Annotated in this window: 23 protein-coding genes; 12 read left to right on the forward strand and 11 right to left on the reverse strand. The window is 70.7% G+C overall.

Annotated features, from left to right (window positions below; all coding sequences use genetic code 11):
* Positions 1-46 precede the first annotated feature (46 nt).
* Positions 47-1,153 carry an alpha/beta hydrolase-fold protein gene (locus tag OG912_RS35195; protein WP_327712858.1) on the reverse strand — a complete coding sequence of 369 codons (1,107 nt, stop codon included), beginning with the start codon at positions 1,151-1,153 and terminating at the stop codon, positions 47-49.
* A 142-nt stretch (positions 1,154-1,295) separates the two neighbouring features.
* Between OG912_RS35195 and OG912_RS35200 the strand changes: the two genes are divergently transcribed.
* Together OG912_RS35200 and OG912_RS35205 are read left to right on the forward strand one after the other, a co-directional pair.
* Entirely contained in the window at positions 1,296-1,508 is a 213-nt protein-coding gene (locus OG912_RS35200; protein ID WP_327712859.1) for an MbtH family protein, read from the forward strand.
* 4 nt (positions 1,509-1,512) lie between these two features.
* The gene (locus OG912_RS35205; RefSeq protein ID WP_443061117.1) at positions 1,513-2,031 is read left to right on the forward strand and encodes a GNAT family N-acetyltransferase; all 519 of its coding nucleotides are present in this window, start codon (positions 1,513-1,515) and stop codon (positions 2,029-2,031) included.
* A gap of 81 nt (positions 2,032-2,112) precedes the next feature.
* On the opposite strand, the gene argB is transcribed toward OG912_RS35205, so the two are convergent.
* A complete protein-coding gene (argB, locus tag OG912_RS35210) occupies positions 2,113-2,967 on the reverse strand; it encodes an acetylglutamate kinase (RefSeq protein WP_327712861.1) in 855 nt (284 codons plus the stop codon).
* 217 nt (positions 2,968-3,184) lie between these two features.
* Here argB and OG912_RS35215 point away from each other — a divergent pair, with 217 nt between their 5' ends.
* The 5 genes from OG912_RS35215 (at position 3,185) to OG912_RS35235 (ending at position 11,744) form a co-directional block, all read left to right on the forward strand.
* Entirely contained in the window at positions 3,185-5,719 is a 2,535-nt protein-coding gene (locus tag OG912_RS35215) for an ATP-dependent Clp protease ATP-binding subunit (RefSeq protein WP_327712862.1), read from the forward strand.
* Between the two features lie 80 nt (positions 5,720-5,799).
* Positions 5,800-6,459: a TetR/AcrR family transcriptional regulator gene (locus tag OG912_RS35220; RefSeq protein ID WP_327712863.1), complete on the forward strand. Its 660-nt coding sequence runs from the start codon at positions 5,800-5,802 to the stop codon at positions 6,457-6,459.
* Positions 6,460-6,808: 349 nt separating this feature from the next.
* Positions 6,809-8,191 carry a GH1 family beta-glucosidase gene (locus OG912_RS35225; RefSeq protein ID WP_327712864.1) on the forward strand — a complete coding sequence of 461 codons (1,383 nt, stop codon included), beginning with the start codon at positions 6,809-6,811 and terminating at the stop codon, positions 8,189-8,191.
* 14 nt (positions 8,192-8,205) lie between these two features.
* On the forward strand, positions 8,206-9,462 hold the full coding sequence (locus OG912_RS35230; protein WP_327712865.1) for an MFS transporter: 1,257 nt from the start codon (positions 8,206-8,208) through the stop codon (positions 9,460-9,462).
* Positions 9,463-9,671: 209 nt separating this feature from the next.
* Positions 9,672-11,744: a galactose-binding domain-containing protein gene (locus tag OG912_RS35235; RefSeq protein WP_327712866.1), complete on the forward strand. Its 2,073-nt coding sequence runs from the start codon at positions 9,672-9,674 to the stop codon at positions 11,742-11,744.
* A 55-nt stretch (positions 11,745-11,799) separates the two neighbouring features.
* Here OG912_RS35235 and OG912_RS35240 read toward each other — a convergent pair whose 3' ends face one another.
* Positions 11,800-14,112, reverse strand: coding sequence for an FdhF/YdeP family oxidoreductase (locus OG912_RS35240; protein ID WP_327712867.1), 2,313 nt, complete (start codon positions 14,110-14,112; stop codon positions 11,800-11,802).
* A gap of 170 nt (positions 14,113-14,282) precedes the next feature.
* Here OG912_RS35240 and OG912_RS35245 point away from each other — a divergent pair, with 170 nt between their 5' ends.
* From OG912_RS35245 to OG912_RS35260, 4 genes are all read left to right on the forward strand, one after another.
* On the forward strand, positions 14,283-15,041 hold the full coding sequence (locus OG912_RS35245; RefSeq protein WP_327712868.1) for an IclR family transcriptional regulator: 759 nt from the start codon (positions 14,283-14,285) through the stop codon (positions 15,039-15,041).
* Between the two features lie 124 nt (positions 15,042-15,165).
* Positions 15,166-15,672 carry a hypothetical protein gene (locus tag OG912_RS35250; RefSeq protein WP_327712869.1) on the forward strand — a complete coding sequence of 169 codons (507 nt, stop codon included), beginning with the start codon at positions 15,166-15,168 and terminating at the stop codon, positions 15,670-15,672.
* Positions 15,669-16,022, forward strand: a complete 354-nt coding sequence (locus tag OG912_RS35255; RefSeq protein WP_327712870.1) for a winged helix-turn-helix domain-containing protein — start codon at positions 15,669-15,671, stop codon at positions 16,020-16,022. The genes OG912_RS35250 and OG912_RS35255 overlap by 4 nt, the downstream gene beginning before the upstream one ends.
* Before the next feature lie 91 nt (positions 16,023-16,113).
* Positions 16,114-17,910, forward strand: a complete 1,797-nt coding sequence (locus OG912_RS35260; RefSeq protein WP_327712871.1) for a serine/threonine-protein kinase — start codon at positions 16,114-16,116, stop codon at positions 17,908-17,910.
* A gap of 77 nt (positions 17,911-17,987) precedes the next feature.
* Here the strand turns inward: OG912_RS35260 and OG912_RS35265 are convergent, their stop codons facing one another.
* Positions 17,988-18,401, reverse strand: a complete 414-nt coding sequence (locus OG912_RS35265; RefSeq protein ID WP_326734395.1) for an organic hydroperoxide resistance protein — start codon at positions 18,399-18,401, stop codon at positions 17,988-17,990.
* Between the two features lie 119 nt (positions 18,402-18,520).
* Here OG912_RS35265 and OG912_RS35270 point away from each other — a divergent pair, with 119 nt between their 5' ends.
* Positions 18,521-19,051: a MarR family winged helix-turn-helix transcriptional regulator gene (locus OG912_RS35270; RefSeq protein ID WP_327712872.1), complete on the forward strand. Its 531-nt coding sequence runs from the start codon at positions 18,521-18,523 to the stop codon at positions 19,049-19,051.
* 51 nt (positions 19,052-19,102) lie between these two features.
* Here OG912_RS35270 and OG912_RS35275 read toward each other — a convergent pair whose 3' ends face one another.
* From OG912_RS35275 to OG912_RS35305, 7 genes are all read right to left on the reverse strand, one after another.
* Entirely contained in the window at positions 19,103-19,780 is a 678-nt protein-coding gene (locus OG912_RS35275) for a hypothetical protein (RefSeq protein ID WP_327712873.1), read from the reverse strand.
* A gap of 138 nt (positions 19,781-19,918) precedes the next feature.
* A complete protein-coding gene (locus OG912_RS35280; RefSeq protein WP_327712874.1) occupies positions 19,919-20,266 on the reverse strand; it encodes a DoxX family protein in 348 nt (115 codons plus the stop codon).
* A 140-nt stretch (positions 20,267-20,406) separates the two neighbouring features.
* Positions 20,407-21,039 carry a class I SAM-dependent methyltransferase gene (locus OG912_RS35285; RefSeq protein WP_327712875.1) on the reverse strand — a complete coding sequence of 211 codons (633 nt, stop codon included), beginning with the start codon at positions 21,037-21,039 and terminating at the stop codon, positions 20,407-20,409.
* Positions 21,040-21,077: 38 nt separating this feature from the next.
* Positions 21,078-21,863, reverse strand: coding sequence for an SAM-dependent methyltransferase (locus tag OG912_RS35290; protein ID WP_327712876.1), 786 nt, complete (start codon positions 21,861-21,863; stop codon positions 21,078-21,080).
* Positions 21,864-22,024: 161 nt separating this feature from the next.
* Positions 22,025-23,038, reverse strand: a complete 1,014-nt coding sequence (locus OG912_RS35295; RefSeq protein WP_327712877.1) for an NAD(P)/FAD-dependent oxidoreductase — start codon at positions 23,036-23,038, stop codon at positions 22,025-22,027.
* Positions 23,035-23,562 (reverse strand): isoprenylcysteine carboxyl methyltransferase family protein, encoded by a 528-nt coding sequence (locus OG912_RS35300; RefSeq protein ID WP_327712878.1) that lies wholly within the window; start codon positions 23,560-23,562, stop codon positions 23,035-23,037. Before OG912_RS35300 ends, OG912_RS35295 begins: the two co-directional genes overlap by 4 nt.
* A gap of 12 nt (positions 23,563-23,574) precedes the next feature.
* Positions 23,575-24,630 (reverse strand): type III polyketide synthase, encoded by a 1,056-nt coding sequence (locus OG912_RS35305; protein WP_327712879.1) that lies wholly within the window; start codon positions 24,628-24,630, stop codon positions 23,575-23,577.
* Positions 24,631-24,745: the final 115 nt, after the last annotated feature.

Below are 24,745 nucleotides of genomic sequence, written 5' to 3' on the forward strand. Positions count from 1 at the left end.
GATCAGGCCGGGCTCGCAGGGGCCGGTCCGGTCCGAACGAAAGGCCTCAGCCGAGTGCCCAGGCGACATCCCTGACCAGGGCGTGCCGCCAGCCTGCCCGGTCGTGGCCGGACGCCGACCGTGACACCCGTACGGTCGCGCCCGCTTCTGCGGTCAGGGTCTCGACCGGCTCGCAGTGGGGCAGCATGCGCGTCTCGTGTTCCCCCACGTCGAACGCGATCCGCAGACCGGACAGGTCGGGTCGCTCCCGCAGGCGTGCGGCCACGGAGCCGCCGGCGGGGCCGCCGAAGGGATCCGCCAGGTCCTTCACGCCGGGCGTCCACCAGAACGACCCCGACTGGCAGGCGACTCGGGAGACGAGCTCCGGGAGCTCCAGCGCCGCGTTGAGCGCGCTCAGCCCGCCGAGGCTCTGCCCGGCGACCACCAGCCGGTCCAGGTCCGCGGTCACCCCGGACTCCGCGACCAGAGGCAGCAGTTCGTCCCGGACCGCCTGCCACAGCCCGGATCCGCCGGTGAACTCGGCCGCCCGGTCCTTGGCCGGAAGGAAGACCAGCGTGACGGGCGGCATCTCACCACCTGCGACAGCCGAGTCGAACGCGCTCATGGCCGGGTGCAGGTACAGCCAGTCGTCCCCGTCGAGCAGCAGGACCACCGGTCCGCCACCGCCCGCCGGATGGACGCGCACGGTCCGTCGTCCGCCGAGCCGTTCGCTGTTCCAGCGGAGCCGGGTGCGGGGGAGGGGCAGGACGTCATCGGCGCCGACGACCGGCCAGTGCGGCTGGGCCGGGGCGTCCGGAGTCGCGGCGACGGAACGGTCCGGGCCGGCACCGACCGGGTTGGACGGATCGGCGTACGCCGCCCCGTCCACCAGGAACTGGTAGGTCACCCGCAGCCGTTGCGGCATGTGCACCTGGGCGTACCAGCAGTCGGTGTCGCGCCACCGGCGCAGGGGCACCGGCTCGGACCAGCTCTCGAAGCCGATGCTCGCCGGGGAGCCGCGCCGCAGGAACAGGGTGGTCCAGCCACCGTCGACGGCCGGCACCGACGCGGGCGTCCGCGCCGTCTCCCAGAACTCGTCGGTGCCGGGTGTGCCGGGCAGTCCGAACGCGACGAAGTCGTCCTCGGCGTGGATCCGTTCGGTCACCGGGGGCATGAACGTCTCCTTGTGAGAGAGAAGGGGAAAAGGCTAAGCTCATTTCAATTAGGGGAGCCTAACCTAAGTTTGGCTTCTCCTTCAGGTGTACACGCTCGACGCGGCCGTCACCGGCCCGTCGGACCCGAGGAGGCACTGACACATGAGCACCAACCCGTTCGACGACCCCGACGGCCGGTTTCTCGTCCTGGTGAACGGCGAGGGCCAGCATTCGCTGTGGCCGTCCTTCGTGGAGGTGCCAGGGGGCTGGGCGATCGCCTTCGACGAGAACACCCGGGAAGCGTGCCTGGACTTCGTGGAGACCAACTGGACCGATCTGCGGCCCCGGTCCCTCGCGGCGTCCATGGATGCCTGACACGTTGACCACGGTCACGCCGAGCCCCGCTCCTCCGATGCGTGGGCGCGCGCCGGCGCACTCCGTGCGCTTCGGCCGTGCGGACGACGCCGGCGAACTTGCCGAGCTGTCCATGCCCTTCGTTCGCTCGGGCGCCCTGCGGGAGCGGCCGGTCTCGCTCTACGCCGCCCGAGCGGCTGACTTCCTGGTGGCCGTGGGTCCCGGAGACCGGCTCGAAGGCTGTGTGGGCCTGTGCGTATACCCGGCCGGTCCGGCGGAGGCCGGCGCACCCGCGGGTGTTCTGTACAACTTCTGTGTGGCCGGGCACCGGCAGGGGTGCGGAGTGGGAGCGGTGCTGCTGCGTACGGCGCTGACGATGGCGCGCGCCCGGTCGCTCGGTGCGCTGTTCACGGCGACGACCGGTGGCGGGCAGTTGTTCCGGCGATACGGCTTCACTTCGACGGCCGCGTGTCTGGCGCCCGTTTCCTGGGCGCAGTCGCTGGATCCGCGGCGTAACGCGCGGATCCTCGCGCGGGCCGTGTAGGGCGTCGGTGTCGGGGGAGGGGCGCCAAGGTGCCCCGCCCCCGACACGGAGTGGTGATTCCCGGTGCTTCGTTGCCGGCGGTCATACGCGACTCAGGTCGCGGTCCGGGCCGGTACCGGGCGAGGGGACGGTGCCCGGAACCACGAGGGTGCCGGGGCCGTTCTCGCTGCCGAGTACGCCTCGCAGCACCGCGTGCGGCACCCGGCCGTCGAGCACCTGTGCCCGGGGTACGCCACCGCGGACGGCCCGCAGGCAGCCCTCCATCTTCGGCAGCATCCCGCTCGCCAGTCCCGGCAGCAGCTCGGTCAGTGCGTCGGCCGACAGGTGCCTGATCACCTCGGTGCTGCGCGGCCAGTCCGCGTACAGCCCCTCCACATCGGTGAGCATGACCAGCCGATCCGCTCGGAGGGCCACGGCCAGCGCGGACGCGGCCAGGTCGGCGTTGACGTTGTAGACCTGTCCGTCCTCGCCGCGGGCCACGGGGGAGACCACCGGGATGTGGCCCTGTTCCAGGAGGGTGCGCACCATGCCCGGGTTCACGTCCACGATCTCCCCGACGAGACCGATGTCCACCGGGCGTCCGTCCACCTGGGCCGCCCGCCGCACCGCCGTCATCGTGTGCGCGTCCTCGCCGGTCATGCCCACGGCGAAGGGGCCGTGGGCGTTGATCTGCCCGACCAGCTCCCGCTGGACCTGGCCGGACAGCACCATGCGCACCACGTCCATGGTTTCCGCCGTGGTCACGCGCAGGCCCGCCTCGAAGCGGCTCTCCAGGCCGAGGCGGTCGAGCATCGCACTGATCTGGGGCCCGCCACCGTGCACCACGACCGGACGCAGGCCCGCGTGCCACAACTCCACGACATCCTGGGCGAAAAGGCGTTGCAGGTCCGCGTCCACCATTGCGTTGCCACCGAACTTGATGACGACCGGTCTCATGTCTGCCCTACCCCGTTCGAGAAGTTAGCTTAGCCTAACCTGAATTGCAGGGTTCTTGGTGAGGATCCGCTCTCCGGCCCCGGGCGCAACCGCCGCATGATTCCGGCCGCCCGGGGTCACCTGGCCGCGGGCCCCCGACGAGGCGGTTCCCCTCCGTTTGCGGAGCCTCGGACATCGGGTTTGAGTGGAAGAATCCCCCTGCCCGTCTGGAGCTGACATGTCGATGGCGTTCGGTTCACCCTTCGGTTCGTCCGATCCCTTCAGCGAGATGCTCGACCGCTTCTTCGGTACGTCACCGGCATCGTCGCCACCGGCCGTGCAGCGGGTGCCCATCGGCCGTCTCCTCACGGAGTCGTCGCACGAACTCCTCGGGCTGGCCACGCAGAAGGCGACGGAGAACGGGACCTCCGACCTCGACACGGAACACCTCCTGTGGGCGGCCACGCAGGTGGACCCCGCCCGGCAACTTCTCACCCAGGCCGGCGTCGATGTCGACGCGCTCGCGGCCCGGATCGCCGAGGTGCTGCCCCGGGAGGCGGGCGAGCCGTCCGCGGAGCCCGGACTCACACCGGCGGCGAAGCGCACCCTCGCCGCCGCGTACGCAGGGTCGCGGGCGGCCGGAGTGTCCTACATCGGCCCCGAGCACATCCTCGGTGCGCTCCTGGAGGACCCCGACTCCGGTGCGACCCGGTTCCTGCGCGCCGAGGACATGGACACGGAGAAGCTGCGGGGCCGGACGGACCGGGCGACCCGGGCGGACGGCGCCCCCGCCGCCGGGAAGGAGCCTTCGACGACCCTGGACGAGTTCGGCCGGGATCTGACGGAGGAGGCGAAGGCGGGCCGGCTCGACCCCGTCGTCGGCCGGGCCGAGGAGATCGAGCAGACCGTCGAGATCCTCTCGCGGCGCTCCAAGAACAACCCGGTGCTCATCGGGGAGCCCGGCGTCGGGAAGACCGCCATCGTGGAGGGGCTGGCCCAGCGCATCGTGGCCGGTGAAGTGCCCGACACCCTGAAGGACAAGAGGGTCGTCTCCCTCGACATGTCCGGCATGGTGGCCGGTGCGCAGTACCGCGGCCAGTTCGAGGAGCGGCTGAAGAAGGTCATCGAGGACGTCCAGGCGTCCGGCGGCGACATCATCCTCTTCATCGACGAGCTGCACACGGTCGTCGGCGCGGGCGCGACGGGCGAGGGAGCGATGGACGCGGGCAACATGCTCAAGCCCGCACTCGCACGCGGCGAGCTCCACGTGGTGGGAGCGACGACGATCGACGAATACCGCAAACACATCGAGAAGGACGCCGCCCTGGAACGCCGCTTCCAGCCCGTCCTCATCCCCGAGCCGACCGTCGAGGAGGCGGTGCAGATCCTCGAAGGGCTTCGGGACGTGTACGAGGCGCACCACCAGGTCCGCTTCGCCGACGGGGCCCTGACGGCGGCGGCGGAACTGTCCGACCGCTACATCAGCGACCGTTTCCTGCCCGACAAGGCCATCGACCTCATGGACCAGGCCGGTGCCCGCGTACGCCTGCGCAGCGCCAGTCGTTCCACGGAGGTCGTCAGCCGGGAGGACCGGCTGGCGAAGCTGCGACGCGAGAAGGACCAGGCCGTCGCCGGCGAGGAGTTCGAGAAGGCCTCGGAGCTGAAGCGGCAGATCGCCGAGGTCGAGGGCGAGCTCGCGGGCATCGAGGAACGGCGCGAAGGCGTCGTCTCGGTCACCGCTTCCGACATCGCCGACATCGTCTCCCGCCGCACGGGCATCCCGGTTTCCCAGCTCACCGCCGGCGAGAAGGAGAAGCTCCTCAGGCTGGAGGAGGAGATGCATGCCAGGATCGTCGGCCAGGACGAGGCAGTCACCGCGGTCTCCGAGGCCGTGCGACGCAATCGTGCGGGCATGGGCGACCCCAACCGTCCTGTGGGGTCGTTCCTCTTCCTGGGCCCCACGGGAGTGGGCAAGACCGAACTCGCCAAGACGCTGGCCGAACTGCTCTTCGGCGAGGAAGACCGCATGATCCGGTTCGACATGAGCGAGTTCCAGGAGAAGCACACCGTCGCCCGGCTCGTCGGCGCGCCTCCCGGATACGTCGGCTACGAAGAGGCCGGCCAGCTCACCGAGAAGGTCCGCCGCATGCCGTACAGCGTGGTGCTGTTCGACGAGGTGGAGAAGGCGCACCCCGACGTCTTCAACACACTGCTCCAGATCCTCGACGACGGCCGCCTCACCGACGGACAGGGCCGCACGGTCGACTTCCGCCACTGTGTCGTCATCATGACGTCCAACATCGGTGCCCATCGCATCCTCGCCCACAAGGGCGACGCGGCCGAGCTCAAGGACGAGTTGATGGAGGACCTCCGGGGGCGGTTCCTGCCCGAGTTCCTCAACCGCATCGACGACATCATCATCTTCCACAGCCTCACCGAGGAAGACCTGTCGACGATCGTCGAGCACCTCCTGGACCGGAGCAAGCACCGCGTCCACGCGCAGGGCCTGACACTGGAAGTCACCGAAGCGGCAAAGAAGTTGCTGGTCGCCCACGGCTATCAGCCGGAGTTCGGTGCCCGTCCGCTGCGCCGTACGATCCAGACGGAACTCGACAACCGCGTCGCCTCGCTGCTCCTGAGCGGGGAGAGCGGCCCCGGGGACACGATCGTCGCCGATGTGCTGGACAACTCGCTCCACTGCACGGTGCGCAAGGGCGGGTCCGGCGCCGGCGCCGAGCAGCGGGACGGCGCCGGGAGCGGCGCCGCCCAGTAGTGCTTCGGCCGGCAGTACGGCCGGCCCCCGCTCCGTGGTCGCGTGCTACGTTCGCGTGATCGGACGACCGGGGGCACGTGGTGACGGAAGCAGGCGAGCGGCAGCCGGCATCGCGGGCGCGGCTACGGAGGCAGCCGCAGCAGGCGCGCAGCCGGGCCCGGGTCGAGGCCATCCTCGCCGCGGCCGACCGGATTCTGTCCCAGGAGGGGTACGAGGCGCTGACGACGCGGCGGATCGCCGAGGAGGCGGGCACGCCGGTCGGCAGCATCTACCAGTTCTACGCGGACAAGGGCGCCATCGTGGACGCGCTGGGCCGGCGGTACCTCGATGCCTTCAAGGCCGCCATCGACGAACTCGTCGAGCGTACGGTCGAGGGTGACCTGTCCGACCCGGTCGGCACGATGGTCGGCGTCTACGCCGAGCTCGTCCGGTCCCAGACGGGCGGCATGGCCCTGTGGGCCGGGCGGCACCTCAGTCCTGAGCTCGCGCGGGCCGACGAGGCGAGCAACGCGCACATCGCCGAGGGGCTGCAGCGCATCGTGGAGCACCTCATCGGCGGGCCCGGCGGTGACCGGGCGCAACGGGCGACGCGGATGGTGGTGTGGGCAGCCAACGCCGTGCTGCACGAAGTATTCAAGAGCGACGGCGAGCCGGACCTGGAGGCCGTGGACGAGCTCAAGCGGATGCTGAACGTCTACTGGGAGGACCTGCGCGGCCGGCTGGCGGCTGCGGAAGAGTGATCCGGTGCCTCGGCGGCTCGCCGGGCCCAGGGCCGCGGTTCCGGAACTCCGGGCCGACCGGTACCACCGCTGCCCGGCCCGCGCCCTGGGCGTCGTATGGCGTGACACGGGCAGCCCCCGGCGCGCCGCCGGCCCGTCCCACCCGCCCTTCCCGTCGGCCAGGTCCTGGCCAGGCCCGACCCATAGAACATGAACAAAAGTTCATGTTATGGTGCGGCCCACCTCGGTGGCGTGCCCCGGTCACGAACAGCCGCCCCCTGGGCTGCCGTTGGGGTGCGATGAGCGACCGTCGGCAGGATTCCGGAGCCACCGCGCGGGCGGCCGAACCTGGGCGACTCGCGCATCACCGATGAAGGCAGCGCCAGTGACGACGAGCTCCACCGATGCCACTCGACTTCCCCGGCTCCCGGCCGACTTCGCCTGGGGCGCCTCGACCGCCGCCTACCAGATCGAGGGCGCCGCCGACGAGGACGGCAAGGGGGCGTCCATCTGGGACACCTTCGTACGGCGCCCCGGGGCCGTGCGCGACGGGCACACCGGCGACATAGCCTGCGACCACCACCACAGGTTCGACGAGGACGTCACGCTGATGAGCCGGCTCGGGCTCGACGCGTACCGCTTCTCGGTCTCCTGGTCGCGCATCCTGCCCACCGGAGCGGGCAAGGTGGAGCCGCGCGGACTGGACTTCTACGACCGCCTGGTCGACGCACTGCTCGACGCCGGGATCGAACCCACACCCACCCTGTTCCACTGGGACCTGCCGCAGGCCCTGGAGGACGAGGGGGGATGGCTGAACCGCGGGACCGCCCATCGGTTCGCCGAGTACGCGGCTGTGGTCGCGGAACGGCTGGGCGACCGGGTCAAGCGGTGGATCACCCTGAACGAGCCCTTCGTCCACATGTCTTTCGGCTACGCCTTCGGCGTCCATGCTCCGGGCCGCGCACTGATGCTGGACGCACTGCCCGTCGCACATCACCAACTGCTCGGCCACGGCCTCGCGACCGCGGCGCTGCGAGCCGCCGTTCCGGGCGGGCAGATACTGATCGCCAACAACTGCACGCCCGTCCGTCTGCGCCCCGACGCCCGGCAGGAGAAGGACGTGGCGGCGGCCTCCGCCTATGACGTCCTGCACAACAGGCTCTTCAACGACCCGCTGCTGCTGGGGAGTTATCCCGACCTGTCGGCCTACGGCATGAGCGACCCGAGCTGGGGAGGAGTGGTGCGCGAGGGCGATCTCGCCACGATCGCCGCACCGCTGGACGGGCTGGGCGTCAACTACTACAACCCCACCTGGATCACCGCCCCGGCCGATCCGGCCGCCGTGCTGCCCTTCGACCTGGCCGAACCCGCCGAGCCGTACGAACGGACCGCGTTCGGCTGGCCGGTGGTCCCCGAGGGCCTCACGGAGCTGCTCACCGGCCTCAGGGCACGCTACGGCAACGACCTTCCACCGGTGTGGATCACCGAGAACGGCTGCTCGCAGCCGGCCGGACTGCGCGACCAGGCACGCATCGACTACCTCGCCGGGCACATCACCGCGATCGCCCTAGCCGTGTCCCACGGGGTGGACGTGCGCGGCTACTTCACCTGGTCGTTGCTCGACAACTTCGAGTGGGCCGAGGGCTATCACCAGCGCTTCGGCCTGGTCGAGGTCGACTTCACCACCCGACGCCGCACACCCCGGGCGAGCTTCGAGTGGTACCGCGACCTGATCGCCTTCCAGCGGTCCTGAGCAACGGAGCCGTCATGTCCCACGCCTCCACGGCGGGCGGCCCCACCGTCTTCGCCGAGCCAACCGCCCCGGTCAAGGCCGTGTGGACGGTGAACCTCTCGCTGGCCACGCTGGCCGTCTTCATGGCGTTCATGACGCCCATCCAGATCCTGCTGCCACTCCAGTTGGAGGACATCGACCCGCACGACAAGAACGACGCGCTGTCGCTCGTCACCGGCCTCGGCGCGCTCGTCGCGGTGCTTGCCAACCCGCTCGCCGGCGCATGGTCGGACCGCACCACGAGCCGGTTCGGCCGCCGCAGGCCCTGGATCCTCGGCGGCGCCCTCGCCGGGGCGGCGGGGTTGTCGATCACCGCCACCCAGCACACCGTGGCCGGCGTCGCCATCGGCTGGTGCCTCGCGCAGGCAGGGCTGAACGCGATGCTGGCCGGGGTCACCACCCCGATCGCCGACCGTGTACCGATCACCCAACGCGCTCAGGTCTCCGGCTGGACCGGCATCATGCAGTCCTTCGGCCTCGTCCTCGGCGCGCTGATCACCACGCTGCTGATCACCGGCGTCCGCTCCGGCTACGTCACCCTCGCCGTGCTCACCGTCGCGCTGGCCCTCCCCTTCGTGCTGCGCCACTCCGAGCCGCCCCTGCCCCGGGCGCTGCGCCCCGCCTTCGACGCCCGCGCCTTCGCCCGCTCGCTCTGGGTGAGTCCCCGGCGGCACCCCGACTTCGGCTGGGCCTGGCTCACCCGGTTTCTGATCAACCTCGGCAACGCCCTCGGCACCCTCTACCTGTTCTACTTCCTCGCCGACGCCGTCCACTACGGCGACCCCGGCACCGGTGTCCTGATCCTCACGGTGATCTACACCCTCTGTGCCGCACTCACGGCCATTCCCGCCGGTGTGCTGTCCGACCGCATGGGGCGCCGCAAGGTCTTCGTCGTCCTCTGTTCGCTGGTCATGGCCGCAGCGGCGGTTCTGCTCTCCCTGCTCCACACCTGGCCGTCCGCCATCGCCGCCGCGGCCGTACTCGGCGCGGGTTACGGCATCTACCTGGCCGTCGACCAGGCCCTGGTCACCCAGGTCCTGCCCGAGGCCACCGACCGCGCCAAGGACCTCGGCGTCATCAACATCGCCAACTCCGGCCCGCAGGTCCTCGCCCCCGCCCTCGCCTCGCCGATCATCACCCACCTCGGCGGTTACACCGGCCTCTACCTCACGGCGGCCCTGGTCATCCTCGTCGGGGGTCTCCTCGTCAACCGCGTTCGCGGCGTGGCCTGACGGACAGCCGCGCAGGCCGGCCTGCACGGCCCCCGGGCCGGTCGGCTCCCGAGGTCTGCTCAGCCCTCAACTGTGCTCCACCGAAGCCGAGTTCGATAAAGATGAGAAATTCTCATGTTTATCGGTCCGGACCGTTGACTCCGCCGACGGCGGTCGCGATTCTGATAACTCGTCAGTAACTTCAATGGGCATGTCAAGCGAAGCGAGTGATGACCATGGCTCAGCCTCCGCGCCACAGATTCAGATCCCTCACGGTGGTGTCACTGCTCCTCGCCGTGATGTCCCTGGTACTCGGCCCGATGCCGAGCTCCGCGGCGGAGCCCGACTCCGGCTGGTGGAACCCGACCGCGCGGCCCGCGCCCGACGCGCAGATCAACGTCACGGGTGAGCCCTTCAAGGGCGCCGACGCCCAGGGCCGCGTAAGAGGCTTCGTGGACGCCCACGACCACATCATGTCCAACGAGGGCTTCGGTGGCCGGCTGATCTGCGGCAAGCCGTTCTCGGAGCAGGGCGTCGCCGATGCGCTCAAGGACTGTCCCGAGCACTACCCCGACGGTTCGCTCGCCGTCTTCGACTTCGTCACCAAGGGCGGCGACGGCAGACACGACCCCGTTGGGTGGCCCACCTTCAAGGACTGGCCCGCCCATGACTCGCTGACCCACCAGCAGAACTACTACGCGAACATCGAGCGGGCCTGGCGCGGCGGCCAGCGGGTGCTGGTCAACGACCTCGTGACCAACGGCGTCATCTGCTCGGTCTACTTCTTCAAGGACCGCAGCTGCGACGAGATGACCGCCATCCGCCTTGAGGCGAAGAAGTCGTACGACATGCAGGCCTTCATCGACAAGATGTACGGCGGCCCCGGCAAGGGCTGGTTCCGGATCGTCACCAGCAGCGCCCAGGCGCGCGAGGTCATCGAGCAGGGCAAGCTGGCTGTCGTCCTGGGGGTCGAGACGTCCGAGCCGTTCGGCTGCAAGCAGATCCTGGACATCGCGCAGTGCAGCAAGGACGACATCGACCGCGGCCTGGACGAGCTGCAGCAACTGGGCGTCAGCAGCATGTTCCTGTGCCACAAGTTCGACAACGCCCTGTGCGGGGTGCGCTACGACTCCGGCGCCCTCGGGACGGCGATCAACGTGGGCCAGTTCCTGTCGACCGGCACCTTCTGGAAGACGGAGACCTGCCGCGGACCGCAGCACGACAACCCCATCGGCAACGCGGTGGCGGCGCAGGCGCAGAAGCTGCTGCCGAGCGGGGTGAGCGTCCCCACGTACGCCTCCGACGCGCAGTGCAACACCCGCGGGCTGACCGGCCTGGGTGAGTACGCGGTGCGCGGAATGATGAAGCGTCACATGATGCTGGAACTCGACCACATGAGCGTCAAGGCAGCGGACCAGGCCTTCGACGTCCTCGAGTCCGAGTCGTACCCGGGCGTCATCTCCTCGCACAGCTGGATGGACCTGGGCTGGACCGAGCGGCTCTACAAGCTCGGCGGGTTCGCCGCCCAGTACATGAGCGGCTCCGCGGCGTTCAGCGCGGAGGCGGACCGCACGGACGCGCTGCGCGAGAAGTACCAGGTCGGCTACGGCTTCGGCACCGACATGAACGGCGTCGGCGGCTGGCCGGCCCCGCGGGGCGGGGACGTTCCCAACCCGGTGAAGTACCCCTTCCGCAGCACGGACGGCGGCTCGGTGATCGACAAGCAGACCACCGGTGAGCGCACGTGGGACTTCAACACCGACGGCGCGGCGCACTACGGCGTGGTCCCGGACTGGATCGAGGACATTCGCATCGTCGGCGGCCAGGAGGTCGTGGACGACCTCTTCACAGGTGCCGAGTCCTACCTGCGCACCTGGGGGAACGCCGAGAAGCACGAGTCCGGAGTGAACCTGGCCTCGGGCGCGTCCGCCTCGGCATCCACGACCCAGTGGTGGAACCCGGCCGTCAACTTCGCTCCCGGCCAGGCCGTGGACGGGGACGGGGGCACCCGCTGGGCCAGCGAGTGGAGAGACGACGAGTGGCTGAGGATCGACCTCGGATCCGCGAAGCCGGTCAGGCGCGTCACCCTCGACTGGGAGGATGCGTACGCGAAGTCGTACCGCATCGAGCTGTCGCAGGACGGCGCGAACTGGCAGACGGCATGGTCGACGACCGCTGGTGACGGCGGCCTGGACACGGCGTTGTTCTCGCGGACCCAGGCCCGCTACGTACGAGTCCACGGCCTGGAGCGCGGTACGAAGTGGGGCTACTCGCTTCAGGAGGTCGGCGTCCACAGCGACTGATGGCACCGAACCCCGGGCCTGCCGGTATCGGCACCGGCAGGCCCGGGGGTTCGACTCAGGTGGCAGGGTCGATGGTGACCTTGACGTGCTTCATGATCGGCTGGTCGCTCTGGGTGCTGTAGTCGCTGAGCGCGCAGAGCACGTTCATCTCCGGCATGTAGCCGGCCGCGCAGCCGCGGGGGATGTCGTACGGGATCGCGACGTAGCCGTTGAGGGATCGTCGGCTGCCGTCCTTCGCGGTGCTGGTGATGTCGACGGGGCCGAGGTCGGCGATCCCGCGTTCGCGCATGTCGGCCCGGTTCATGAAGACGAGCGTGCGCAGGTTCTTGATGCCGCGGTAGCGATCGTCGTCGGAGTAGATCGTGGTGTTCCACTGGTCGTGGGACCGCATGGTTCCCAGGGCGAGCGTGCCGGCGGCGGGGATGACGTCGGGCAGGACGGCGGCGGAGAACTCGGCGCGCCCGGACGGGGTGAGGAAGACCAGTTCGCGGGCCGGCTGCTTGATGCGGAAGCCGAGCGGCAGGCGGACGCGGCGGTTGAAGTCCTCGAAGCCGTCCAGGGCCCGGGCCATGGTGTCCCGGATGCGGTCGTAGTCCTCGATGTACCAGTGCCAGGGAGTGGCGCTGTCGGGGAGGGCTGCGCGCGCGATGCCGGCGACGATGGCCGGTTCCGACAGCAGATGCGGTGACGCGGGGCGCTTCATTCCGATCGACAGATGCACCATGCTCATCGAGTCCTCGACGGACGTGCTCTGGATCCCCTTGCGCTGATGGTCCTTCTCGGTGCGGCCGAGGCACGGGAGGATGAGGGCTCGGCCGCCGTGGACGATGTGGCTGCGGTTCAGCTTGGTGCTCACCTGGACGGTGAGCGCGCAGGCGCGCAGCGCCTCGTAGGTGTACGGGGTGTCGGGCGCGGCCAGGGCGAAGTTGCCGCCCATGCCGACGAACACCTTCACATCGCCGCTGTGCATCGCCCGGATGGTGCGGACGGTGTCCAGACCGTGCTCGCGGGGCGGCTCGATCCCGCAGACCTCGCCGAGGCGGTCCAGGAAGGTGTCGGACGGGCGGTGGTCGATGCCGCAGGTGCGGTTGCCCTGGACGTTGCTGTGTCCCCGTACGGGGGAGGGGCCCGCCCCTTCCCGGCCCAGATTGCCGCGGAGCAGCAACAGGTTGACGATCTCCCGGACGGTGTCGACGCCGTGCTCGTGCTGGGTGAGCCCGAGGCACCAGCTGACGATGGAGCGGTCGGCCTCGCGGTACACGCGCGCTGCCTCGAGGATGTCCGTCCGGCTCAGACCGGACTGCGTCTCGATCTCCTCCCACGGCGTGCCCTCGCACAGAGTGCGGTACTCCTCGAAGCCGGTGGTGTGACGGTCGATGAATTCCTGGTCCAGCGCCTTGGGGTCGGTCGTCGACTGTTCCAGGACTGCCTTGGCCATGCCGCGCAGCAGAGCCATGTCGCCGCCGATGCGTGGCTGCAGGTTCAGGGTGCTGGTCCGCGTCGGCTTGAACAGCGCCATGTCCACGAAGTCGTGCGGGACGATGGTGCGGGTGGCCGCTGCCTCGACCAGCGGGTTGACGTGCACGATCTGGGCGCCCCGGCGGTGGGCCTCGGCGAGGGCGGTGAGCATCCTCGGCGCGTTGGAGGCGGCGTTGACCCCCAGGATGAACAGTGCGTCGGCGGACTCCCAGTCCTTGAGGTCGACCGTTCCCTTTCCCGTACCCAGGGATGCGGTGAGGGCGCGGCCGCTCGCCTCGTGACACATGTTGGAGCAGTCCGGCAGATTGTTCGTGCCCAGCTCGCGGGCCATCAGCTGGTACAGGAACGTGGCCTCGTTGCCGAGCCGCCCCGACGTGTAGAACGATGCCTGGTTCGGGCTGTCCAGCTCGCGCAGAGTCCGTCCGACCAGCTCGAACGCGTCCTTCCAGCTGATCGGGACGTAGTGGTCCGACTCGGGGTCGTAGACCATCGGCTCGGTCAGCCGGCCCTGGTTCTCCAGGTCGTAGTCGCTCCATCCGGCCAGCTCGGTCACCGAGTGGGCGGCGAAGAACTCGCGCCCGACCCGCTTGCGCGTCATTTCCCAGGTGACGTGCTTGATGCCGTTCTCGCAGATGTCCAGGTGCAGGCCCTTGGTGTCGTCCGGCCACGCGCATCCGGGGCAGTCGAATCCGGTGTTCTCATGGTTCATCCGCATGATCGCCCGCGGGCCGTCCACCAGCGCTCCCTCACGTACCAGGAAGCGGCTCACGCTCTTGGCCGCGCCCCAGCCTGCCGCAGGGTGGTGGTAGGGGCGGAATCCGGGTTTCCCCTCCGGGGCGGGGCCGACTTCGGGCTCCCGTGGTTCCTGGCCGTCACTGTTGGCGCTCAAGCTCTTGACCCTTCAACCATGTGGGGTGGCTGACAAAACGACGCTTCCCGGCAGGCTAAGCCCGGTGATATACCCCCGCCATCCGACCGGCGAGGCCCTCCTCGCGCCGGATTCGCCCCCCGCGGTGGGACGCCTTGCCGCTCCAGGGGCGCGGGGTGATGCTTGGGGGCATGGCCGACCAAGCCGGACCTGAGCCTGTCACGGCCGTCAGACGTGCGCTTCGCCTGTTGGAGACCGTCGGGGCGCGCGCGGGCGAGGCCACCGCACAGCAGCTGGCCCGGGAAGCGGGGCTTCCGCTGGTGACGGTCCATGAGCTGCTGCCCGGGCTGGCCCGGGACGGGTTTGTGACGGAGCTGGGCGACGGGACGTACGTTCTCGCCGACGCGGGCACCGGGCCGGACGGGGTGCGTGACGGCCGGGAGCTGCCGGAGCGCGTGCGCCCTGTTCTCACCGCGCTGCGGAACGACCTTCTGGCCGCCGTCTATCTGACCCTGTACGTGGACGGCGAGATCCGGGTCATGGAGATCGTTGACAGCGCCAGGACCCCACGGGTCGACCTCTGGGTGGGCTTCGAGGACGCCGGGCATGCGACCGCCCTGGGCAAGAGCGTGCTGCGTGAACTGGATGAGGAGGCGCGGGCCGAATATCTGTCCCGGCACTCGCTCACCGGGCTCACGCCCCGGACCATCACGCGCCCGGAGGAGCTGATGCAGCAGCTCGACGCCTCGCCGGCAGCGCCCTTCGTCATGGACCGGGAAGAGTACGCCCGCGGGACCACCTGCGTCGCCGTGCCCGTGTACAGCGGTGATCAGGTCGGGTCTCTCGGGATCTCCTTCCGGTCGGACCGGATGTACCGGACCACTCAGGTCCGGGAAGGGCTGTTGTCCTCCGCCGTACGCGTGTCCAGGCAGCTCTCGCTTCCTCGCTGAGGCCCCGGTTTTCAGGCAGTGGCCGGACGGGCGCGACTGTTCGCTCGGCATGTACTTTCCATGCAGGAAAGTACATGCGATGATGCAACCCGAAGTTTCCCGTCCGGAAGGTGTTGCAGTCGCGATGTCCACGCATGAACGCGCCACGGAGTCCGCCCCGCACGACCAGGGGCTGTCGGCCCCGGCGGCGATCCAGGCGCTGGCCGCCGTCGAGTCCGCCAGGGCGTTGCCCGGAAAGGTGACCGCTCCCTGGTGGTACGGCCCGTTGGCGGCTCTCGCCGTGGCGGCGGGTGTCGTGGTGGTCGGCAACGGGCTCACCCACGCGAGCCGTCCGGGCCCGGTGTGGGCGGGCGCCGTCGCCATCTGGGTCGTGTTCCTGCTGCTCATGCGCACGCGGACGTACGCCACCGGAGTGCGGCTTCCGCTCGCTGCCCGCTTCCGGCGCGGCAACCTGGTCGAGGTCCTCGTGCAACTTGCCGCAGCCGGTGCGGCGTGGACCGTCTGCGCCCTGCTCGGAGCCGGTGGAGGCGTCACCACGACGGTCGTGGCCGTGGTCGTCGGACTCGGGACCTGGGGCCGGGTCGTCGCACGCGAGGGCCGGATCCGGCGCGGGCTCCGGGCGCGCGCGTGACCGGCGAGGACCCGAGACCGGGCCCCGCCCTCGACGAGGTCGTCCACCACCCCAGCCGGCTGGCGGTCGCGGCCTTCCTTTCCGCGTGCGTCGAGGCCGATTTCGCGACCGTCCGCGACCGCTGCGGCCTGTCCGACTCGGCGCTGAGCAAGATTGCCACGGCGCTGGAAGCTCCTGGCTACGTCCATATCCGCAAGGGGCATGTCGGCAGGCGTCCCCGTACCTGGCTCTCGCTCACACCGGCCGGAAGGGACGCCCTGGTCCGTCATGTCGCCGCGCTCCAGGCCATCGCCGAATCGGCTCGCGACGCGGGGGCGGCCGTCGGGGAGCGGGCGGAGGCCGACGGCTGAACCCGGCTGCCGGAAGGGCTGTCGCCCGGCAGTGCGGCCCGACTTGTCGCCTACGGGTCCGCCGTGCGGGCGGATATGGCACAGTCGGGCCGTGGATGGACTTCGGCCTCAGGATCCCGCGCGAATAGGCGCCTACCAGCTGCTTGCCCGCCTCGGCGCCGGCGGAATGGGGCAGGTGTACCTCGGCCGCTCTCCCGGTGGACGGCTGGTGGCCGTGAAGGTCATCCGCGACGAGATCAGTGAGCACCCCGACGCCCTGGCCCGCTTCAGACGGGAGGCCGCGACGGTCGAGGCCGTACGCAGCGCGTACACGGCGCAGTTGATCGAGGCCTCGCTCGGTACGTCCCCGTACTGGCTGGCCACCGAGTACGTCGCCGGGCCCACCCTGCGCGGCGCCGTGGGTGCGCGCGGACCCTTCCCGCCGGACAGCGCGCTGCGCCTGCTCGCCGCGCTCGCCGAGGGGCTGGCGGCCGTCCATGTCCACGGAGTCACGCACCGGGACCTGAAGCCGCAGAACGTCATCCTCTCGCCGCAGGGACCGCAGCTCATCGACTTCGGGATCGCGCGAGGGCTGGAGCAGACGATCTTTACCCGGGAGGGGATGGCGTCGGGGACGCCCGGATTCACCGCCCCCGAGGTGCTGTTGCGCAATGAGGCGGGGCCGGCGGCGGACGTCTTCGCGCTGGGCGCGACCCTTGCGTACGCGGCGACGGGCCGGCCCCCGTACGGTGCGGGCGACCCCGCGGCCGTGAACTTCCGGACCGTGTACGAGGGCATCGACCTGGAGGGGGTGCGGCCGGCGCTGGCCGCACTGATCCGCGCCTGCGTCGCCAAGGATCCGGCGCAGCGGCCGGACCCGGCCGCCGTCATCGCCGGATGCGCGGTGGACTCCCCACTGGCGTCCGACCCCCACTACCGTGCGGTGGCGCAGGCGGCCGGCCCCGTGCCCGTACCCGGGTACGAGGACATTCCGTCCACGGTGTCCGGTGCGCAGACGGGTCCGGAGCCGGGCACTGTGCGGGCTGCGGGAACGGGGACCGCCCCTACCCGGCCGGAGGAGGGCCGGCCGGCCGGGCGGGAGGCCGGGGGACCGGCGGTGACCGGGTCCACGCGGTCACCCGGAACCACCGTCGCGATCGACGGACCGGACCGGCAGCGCCGTCCCGGCCGAGGCCCGAGGGGCACGACGTGGCTCGCGGTGTGCGTGGTGGCGCTCGCCGCACCCCTGACGGTCTGGCTGCTCCCGGAATCGGACCACACGGGCGGCGGCGCGGCCGGACCCGAGGCCACCCTGTCCGGGAGGCCTGCCGTGTCCAGCCCGGCGGGCAGGAGTCCGGGCGGCGAAAGTCGGGCCGCCGGGCCTCCGGATCACCTGGCGAACGACCGTGTCTCGCACGACCGTTGGACCCTGTCGCCGGATTCGTACCAGGCCGCCCTGGGGAGTGGCTCCTGCGATCCGGACAATTTCCCCGAGGAATCGCCGCCGGACGGCCTGACGTCCTCCGTTACGCACACGACCGGCTCGGACACGGCCACGGTGTCGATGCGCCCCAAGGATGTCGGGGAGGGGAAACGGCCCAAGCCCTACTACGTCTCCGTCGGGGTACGGCCGCCGCACGAGACCGACCGTGCCACCGGCCGGCCGCTCGCATCGGTCGGCAAGGGCATCGGCTTCACCAGCAAGCCGGTCGACCTCTACTCGCGCTGGTCCTCCGGCGGCACCGTCAGGCTCAGATACCCCGACGACTTCCGGGCCCACTTCGGTGACCGCGCCGTCGACGCGATCCCGGTGGGGGACGACCGGGGTGACTGGACCGTCGTGATCTACCACGTCGAGGGCGGGCCCTCGGCGTACACCTCCGTCGTCTGCAACGGCTTCCACGCCTGACGGGCACCTCACCGGGTTCCGCCGCGCGGCGGGCGGCGACGCGCCCGTTGTCCGTCCGCCGTTGATCCGCTGCTCGACTACTCGATGACGAGCTCGACCGGGATGTTGCCGCGGGTCGCGTTCGAGTACGGGCACACCTGGTGAGCCTGCTCGACCAGCTTGCGGCCGGTGGCCTCGTCGACGGACTGGGGAAGCTCCACGCGCAGCGTGACGGCGAGGCCGAACCCCTCGCCCTGCTTGCCGATGCCGACCTCGCCCGTCACGGCGGCGTCGGTCACATCGACCTTGGCCTGACGGCCCACGAGGCCCAGGGCGCTCGCGAAGCACGCGGCGTACCCGGCGGCGAACAGCTGCTCGGGGTTCGTTCCCTGGCCGTTTCCTCCCATTTCCACCGGGATGGCCAGCTGCAGATCGAGCTTGCCGTCGGCGCTGACGGCGCGGCCGTCGCGGCCGTGAGTGGCGGTGGCGACGGCGGTGTAGATCGATTCCATGGAAGACGGATCCTCTCGAAGGTCAAGTTCCGGCGGCGATGTCGGCCGCTTCCCTCGAAGTGAAGCACACAACTAAATTGTGCACAACCAAATGGGGTGTGCGACGTTATGCTGAATCCATGACCGCCACGCCCAGCTCCACCCGCGAGGCCTCGTCCGAGGCCGACTACCTCCGCCTCGACCAGCAGATCTGCTTCTCCCTGAACGCGGCCTCGCGCGCCTTCGGCGGCGTGTACCGGGTGCTTCTCAAGGATCTGGGGCTCACCTACCCCCAGTACCTCGTGATGCTGGTGCTCTGGGAGCACGGCGAGCTGCCGGTCAAGGCGCTGGGGCAGCACCTGCGGCTCGACTCCGGCACGCTGTCGCCGCTGCTGAAGCGACTGGAGGCGGCGGGCCTGGTGCGGCGCGAGCGGAGCGCCAGGGACGAGCGCTCCGTGCATGTGCACCTCACGGACGAGGGCGCGGACCTGCGCGAGCGGGCGCTGCTCGTGCCCCGTCGGATCGCCGCCGCAACGGGCTTCGACCTCGACGAGATCAACGAGCTGCGGGACCGCCTCGACCGGCTCACTGCCGCACTGGACGCGTCGGCGCTCGACGAAGGACCGGGTGGCAGGGCGGAAGCGCGGAGGAGCGGCGCCGCCGCTTCGTAGCGGCTCCTCTGACGCGTGGATCGCCGGAGATCGCCGGATCGGCCCGGTCTGTCAGGCGGCGTACGCGGTGACCGCCAGCGTCCCGGACAGCACCTTCCACAGTGCCCACGCACCGGCACGGCTTGCCGCACCGCACCACACGCTCTCCGTGCACCGCGTCGGCCGGTCCTGCCAGGCACTCACGACCAGGTAGTGGAAGCCGAAGGTACGGGTGAACGCGAACCGGATGTGCAGACCGTCGCCCAGATCGTGGCCGGGCAGGGTCGCGATCTGCAGATCGGTGTCACCGACGGCCTCGACCCGGACCGGGTTTCCGCCCAGCAGATCACACTCGTCCGCCGGCCGGATCCGGGCCGGACATCCGCCGCTCACCGGGAACAGCCAGAAGTTGTCGGTGAGTTGCCGGCGTACGTCGTGGGCGCCGGTGAAAGGGTGCAACCCCAGCGAGTAGTTGTACCGGTACAGCCACTTCACACCCCCGTGGCACGACTCGGGCCCCTCGTCGCAGCCTTCGCTGCCAGGTGGCTGGGAGAGGGGGGTGTCGGCGTACGAAGGTGGCGGCAGCGCGACGAGCACGAGCGAGGCGGCGAGCAGAAGGGCCGATGCGTAATGAGCCGCCGCACGGGTGAACGCCGCAGCAGGCGGCGGCCCCGGCGCACACCCCCGGGGTGCCGCCTCCTGAGGGAACGCCCGGGAGGGGCGGCATCCGGTGCGACTCGCCTTCCGCATCAGCACCTCCCGAAGTGCGGTATGAGCCACCTGGACGCTATGTCCTCGTGCGGCGTTCGGCACCTCGGGGGCGGGCGCCCCCGCCCCCGGGAGGGCTGCTCGATTCCTGACCGCCCTCCCTGCCGCCCGAGGGGTGGTTCAGGCTGCGAGTCCCAGCACCATGGCCCCGACGACCGGTGCCGCGTACACCAGGGGGAAGGGGATGTGTGCGTACCAGCGGGCCCGGATCACCGTGACGACCGCACCGGCGAAGTACAGCACCAGGCCGGTCCCGGCCAGGAGGCCGATGACCGGTTCGTACAGACCGGCGACCAGGCCCATGGCCCCGGCGGCCTTCGCCGCGCCGAGCCAGGTCCACCAGGAGCGGGGGACGCTGTAGTCGGTCAGGGCCTGGACGACCCACTGGGCGCGGAGGAGCAGGGCGCCGGCCGAGTAGCCGGCCATGGCGGCAGCGACGAGAGTGACGACGACGTGGGCGACGGACATGGTGGAGGCTCCTCATCGGGCGGTGCCGGTGTGTTCCTGCCGGCCTCGGTGGCCGGTCCGGCACCGCACTGAAACGCCCCGACGGGGAAACGTGACACGTCCGCGAGAAAAATCTTCCGAGCCGTCCCTGCGACGCTGCGTCAGCTGCGCCGCGCCAGCACGAACAGATGCGGCTCGGGCACCGCCGCAGGATGGTCGGGGACGAACAGATCGGTCTCCCGGGCCAGGACCGTGAACCCGGCTCCTGCCACCAGCTCGGTGAAATCGTCCTCACCAAAACTGGTCACCTGCACCGGCTGGCCCATGAACGTGCCGCTCACCCCCTCCACATCCAGTGGCACCGTCGCCACGGCCAGGTGGCCTTCGGGCCGAAGCGTCCGAGCGGCCAGACGCAGCACGTCCGCCTGCTCGGCGCGTGAGAGCTGCAGGAGCGAGAAGTACACGCACACTGCGTCGAAAATCCCTTCCTCCAAAGGCAGTTCACGGACATCCGCGCAGCGGAAATCGGCCCCGGGCACCTGCCGGGACGCGATGTCCACCATGACCGGGGAGACATCGATGCCGAGCACTTCGTGACCGGCGGCGGTCAGGGCCTCGGCGGTCGGCCGCCCCGTGCCGCTGCCGATGTCCAGTACCCGGCTGCCCGGGTCGAGCTGCTCCAGCAGGAGCTCCAGAGAGGCTCGGTGCGCGGCGGAGCCGGCGAACGCACGCTCGTACTCGATACCCAGGGCATCGAACACCGAAGCGGCAGTGGGGCGTTGTTCCGAATCCATCCCGGGATCTCTCCTTGATCGACTATTCCGCTGCTCCGCTACGGAACGCGGGCGACGGCCACGTACAGTCCGCTGTGCTCAGGCTCCGGCGCGGACGTTCCGCGGAACCACTCGGGGGCCGTCACCAGGCCGGGCTCGGCGACGTCCAGCCCGTCGAGGAACCGGGCGAACTCGTCCCTGGTGCGCAGCGCCAGCCGGATGCCGCCCCTGTCGTACTCGTCGGCTCCCTGCCGGCCCCGCTCCGGGTTGACGTCGGACGCGCCCTGGGACAGCACCACATGGCTTCCCGGTGCCAGCGCACGCGTCAGCGTGCGGACGATGGCGATCGGGTCGACGTCGTCGGGCAGGAAGTGCAGCAGGCCGAGCATCGAGAGGGCGACGGGGCGCCGGAAATCCAGGACCTTGTGCGCCGCCTCGATGATGGTGTCCGGTTCGCGTACGTCCGCCGGAACGTAGTCGGTGGCGCCCTCGGGCCGGCTGATCAGCAGCGCCTCGGCGTGGCGCAGGACGATCGGGTCGTTGTCGCAGTAGACCACCCGCGAAACGGGGTTGATCTCCTGGGCGATCTGGTGCAGGTTCGGCGCCGTCGGAATGCCGGTGCCGATGTCGAGGAACTGGTCGATGCCTTCGCCGGCGAGCCAGGCCGTGGCACGGTGCATGAACGCACGGTTCTGCCGGGCTCCGATCTTCGCCTCGATGGGCAGTTGTTGCGCAACGGCCTGGTCGACGGGGTAGTTGTCCTTGCCTCCGAGGAGCGCGTCGTAGACCCGTGCCGACTGCGGCCTGCTGGTGTCTATCGGGGGCTGGGACGTCCCTGCCGTCATGGTGAACTCCGTTGCAGATGAGGTGAAATCATTCCTTCGGTGAAGTCTGCCACAGCAACTTCACGGTGATCATGTGGTGTTGGGGAGGGCTGGGTGACCCGCCGGGCCGCCGACCGGATTCACACTGCCCTGCCCTGCGCTTCGCTGCACGACCGGGACTCCTACTGCAGGGCTCGGACCGCCGCACGGAACAGGGCCGGAGCCCGGTGTGCGGCGGGGACGATCATCCGTGCTGTGGCGGGGCGCCCGGCAAGGTCCAACAAGCCTCCTGTGAGCAGTCGGTGGCGCCGGGTCAGCCGGTCCCATCGGGCTGGATAGTCCTGCGGACGGCCGGAGGCCAGCGAGTCCACCGCCGCACCGGCCGTCACCACGGCCAGGGCCACGCCCTCGCCGGTCAGCGCATCCACATAGCCCGCGGCGTCGCCGATCAGCAGGACGCGCCCGGCCTGCCGCGCCCGCGCCCGCTGGCGCAGGGGGCCGGCTCCCCGTACCGGACCCGTGTCCCGGCCGAGGAGCACGGCGGCCAGGCGGGGGAAGGACGCCAGGTGACTCCCGTACGCACGACGCTCCCCGCTGAGCACGGCCACGCCCACCAGGCCGTCCCCGAGCGGCGTCACGTACGCCTCGCCGTGCCGGGACCAGTGAACCTCCACGAACTCCGTCCACGGGGCGACGCGGTAATGCCGGCGCAGCCCGTACCGGCGCACCGCGCTCACGGGTCCGTCCAGGCCGAGACCGCGGCGGACGGGGGAGTGGAGTCCGTCGGCGGCGATCAGCCAGCGGGCGGTCAGCCCGCAGGCGGTCACCCGGTCGTGACCCTGACGCACCTCCCCGACCTTTCCCGGCACGATCCGCACGCCGAGCTCCACCGCCCTCGCGTACAGCGCGGCGTGCAGCACGGTCCGTCGCACACCGAGGCCGGGCGCGCCGCGGAACGCCGCCTCCGCCTGCCGCGCCCCCTCCACATAACGGATCCCGCGCAAGGGGTGGCCGGACACCTCGACGCCCAACGCGCGCAGGGCCGCCACCCCGCTGGGCATGATCCCCTCACCGCACGCCTTGTCGACGGGAGCGGTACGTGGCTCCACCACGACCGCTTCCATGCCGAGGGCGGCCGCCCGGATCGCCGCTGCCAGGCCGGCCGGGCCGCCGCCCGCGATCAGGACATCGATCACGCCGGCACGCCCCCGGCCGGCGCGGAGGCGAGCGCAGCCTCCTCGCACCGGACGCGCACGGCCATCAGCGCCGCATTGAGCGCGGTGAACAGCACCGCGGTCACCCACGCCCCGTGAACGAGCGGTACTGCGATCCCCTCCGCTGCGACGGCGACGTAGTTGGGGTGCCGCAGCAGGCGGTACGGTCCGCCCGTCACCAGCGGCAGACCCGGGACGACGATGACGCGGGTGTTCCAGCGATGTCCGAGCGTACGGATGCACCACCAGCGCAAGGCCTGTGCGGCCACCACCACGGCCACCATCGTCCAGCCGAGCAGGGGCACGAACGGCCGGTCCGCCAGTCCGGCCTCGGCCAGACAGCCCACGAGCAGGGCCGTGTGCAGGGCGACCATCGCCGGATAGTGGCCGCGGCCCGACTCGGTCCCGCCCCTGGCCAGTGCCCAGCGTGTGTTGCGCAGGGCGACGGCGAGCTCGGCGAGGCGCTCGCCCGCCACGGCCAGCACCAGTGCGGCGTACCAGATCATGTGTCCTCCGACCTACCAGCGCAGCAGCACCAGTTCGCAGCAGAATCCGGGGCCCATGGCCATCAGCAGGCCGGGCGAACCCCGCTCGGGCCGCCGCTGTTCCAGCGTGTCCCGCAGGACGTGGAGCACCGAGGACGAGGACAGGTTCCCCACCTCGGCCAGCGAACGCCAGGTGACGTCGAGCGCCCCGTCGGGGAGGGAGAGGACATCGGCGACGGCCTCCAGCACCTTGGGCCCGCCCGGATGGCACACCCAGTGGGCGACGTCTTTCGGCTTGAGCCCGTGATCCGCGAGGAAGTCCCTTACGTCGTCCGCCAGATAGCGGCGCACGACATCCGGCACGCCCGGATCGAGGACCACCTTGAAGCCGGAATCGCGGATGTCCCAGCCCATCACGTGCTCGGTGTCCGGATACAGCCGGCTGCGGGTGGCCACCACTTCGGGCCCGGCCCCGGAGGCCCGGCCCTCGCCGAGCGCCACCACGGCGGCCGCCCCGTCACCGAACAGCGCGGTCGCCACCAGATTGGCGGGCGACGCATCGCCCCGCTGGAAGGTGAGGGAGCACAGCTCGACCGAGAGCAGCACCGCCACGTCGTCGGGCCGGCCGAGCAGGTAGTCGTGGAGCCGGGCGATTCCCGCGGCCCCGGCGACGCAGCCGAGGCCGAAGACCGGCAGCCGTTTCACATCCGGCCGCAGGCCGAGGCGCCCCACGAGCCGGGCGTCGACGGACGGAGCCGCCACCCCGGTGACGGAGGTGAACATCAGCAGGTCCACATCGGCGGGCCGCAGCCCCGCCGTCCGCAGCGCCCCGCGCAGCGCCTCGGCGCCCAGGTCCACCGCCGCCTTGATGAACACGTCGTTGGCGTCCCCGAAACCGTCCAGTTCCGCGTAGCGCTCCAGCGGCAGCACCATGTTCCGGGTGTGCACCCGGGCGTTCTCGTGCAGCCGGTCGAGGACACGCCGGTCCGCTCCCGGCGGCAGACAGGCACCGGCCACCATGTCGGTGACCTCGCGCTGGGTGTGGCGGTACGGGGCCAGGGTGCCGTGCACGGCGGCGATCCGGGTCATCCGGGGCCCTGCTTCTCAGGCGTCATGGCCCATCTCTGCCCCGCATGATGGACAAAACACCGTAAACAACCCGTGCGGCTGTCAGGTCCGCCGTGTCCGGAGTCCCTACGATCAC

The sequence above is a fragment of the Streptomyces sp. NBC_00464 genome, from assembly GCF_036013915.1.
GTDB lineage: Bacteria > Actinomycetota > Actinomycetes > Streptomycetales > Streptomycetaceae > Streptomyces.

Excerpts from the sequence above, each read along its gene's own strand:
- OG912_RS35195 (WP_327712858.1), bottom strand. The coding sequence starts at position 1,153 with ATGCCCCCGGTGACCGAACGGATCCACGCCGAGGACGACTTCGTCGCG.
- OG912_RS35200 (WP_327712859.1), top strand. The coding sequence starts at position 1,296 with ATGAGCACCAACCCGTTCGACGACCCCGACGGCCGGTTTCTCGTCCTG.
- argB (WP_327712861.1), bottom strand. The coding sequence starts at position 2,967 with ATGAGACCGGTCGTCATCAAGTTCGGTGGCAACGCAATGGTGGACGCG.
- OG912_RS35215 (WP_327712862.1), top strand. The coding sequence starts at position 3,185 with ATGTCGATGGCGTTCGGTTCACCCTTCGGTTCGTCCGATCCCTTCAGC.
- OG912_RS35225 (WP_327712864.1), top strand. The coding sequence starts at position 6,809 with ATGAAGGCAGCGCCAGTGACGACGAGCTCCACCGATGCCACTCGACTT.
- OG912_RS35230 (WP_327712865.1), top strand. The coding sequence starts at position 8,206 with ATGTCCCACGCCTCCACGGCGGGCGGCCCCACCGTCTTCGCCGAGCCA.
- OG912_RS35235 (WP_327712866.1), top strand. The coding sequence starts at position 9,672 with ATGACCATGGCTCAGCCTCCGCGCCACAGATTCAGATCCCTCACGGTG.
- OG912_RS35245 (WP_327712868.1), top strand. The coding sequence starts at position 14,283 with ATGGCCGACCAAGCCGGACCTGAGCCTGTCACGGCCGTCAGACGTGCG.
- OG912_RS35250 (WP_327712869.1), top strand. The coding sequence starts at position 15,166 with ATGTCCACGCATGAACGCGCCACGGAGTCCGCCCCGCACGACCAGGGG.
- OG912_RS35265 (WP_326734395.1), bottom strand. The coding sequence starts at position 18,401 with ATGGAATCGATCTACACCGCCGTCGCCACCGCCACTCACGGCCGCGAC.
- OG912_RS35270 (WP_327712872.1), top strand. The coding sequence starts at position 18,521 with ATGACCGCCACGCCCAGCTCCACCCGCGAGGCCTCGTCCGAGGCCGAC.
- OG912_RS35275 (WP_327712873.1), bottom strand. The coding sequence starts at position 19,780 with ATGCGGAAGGCGAGTCGCACCGGATGCCGCCCCTCCCGGGCGTTCCCT.
- OG912_RS35280 (WP_327712874.1), bottom strand. The coding sequence starts at position 20,266 with ATGTCCGTCGCCCACGTCGTCGTCACTCTCGTCGCTGCCGCCATGGCC.
- OG912_RS35285 (WP_327712875.1), bottom strand. The coding sequence starts at position 21,039 with ATGGATTCGGAACAACGCCCCACTGCCGCTTCGGTGTTCGATGCCCTG.
- OG912_RS35290 (WP_327712876.1), bottom strand. The coding sequence starts at position 21,863 with ATGACGGCAGGGACGTCCCAGCCCCCGATAGACACCAGCAGGCCGCAG.
- OG912_RS35300 (WP_327712878.1), bottom strand. The coding sequence starts at position 23,562 with ATGATCTGGTACGCCGCACTGGTGCTGGCCGTGGCGGGCGAGCGCCTC.
- OG912_RS35305 (WP_327712879.1), bottom strand. The coding sequence starts at position 24,630 with ATGACCCGGATCGCCGCCGTGCACGGCACCCTGGCCCCGTACCGCCAC.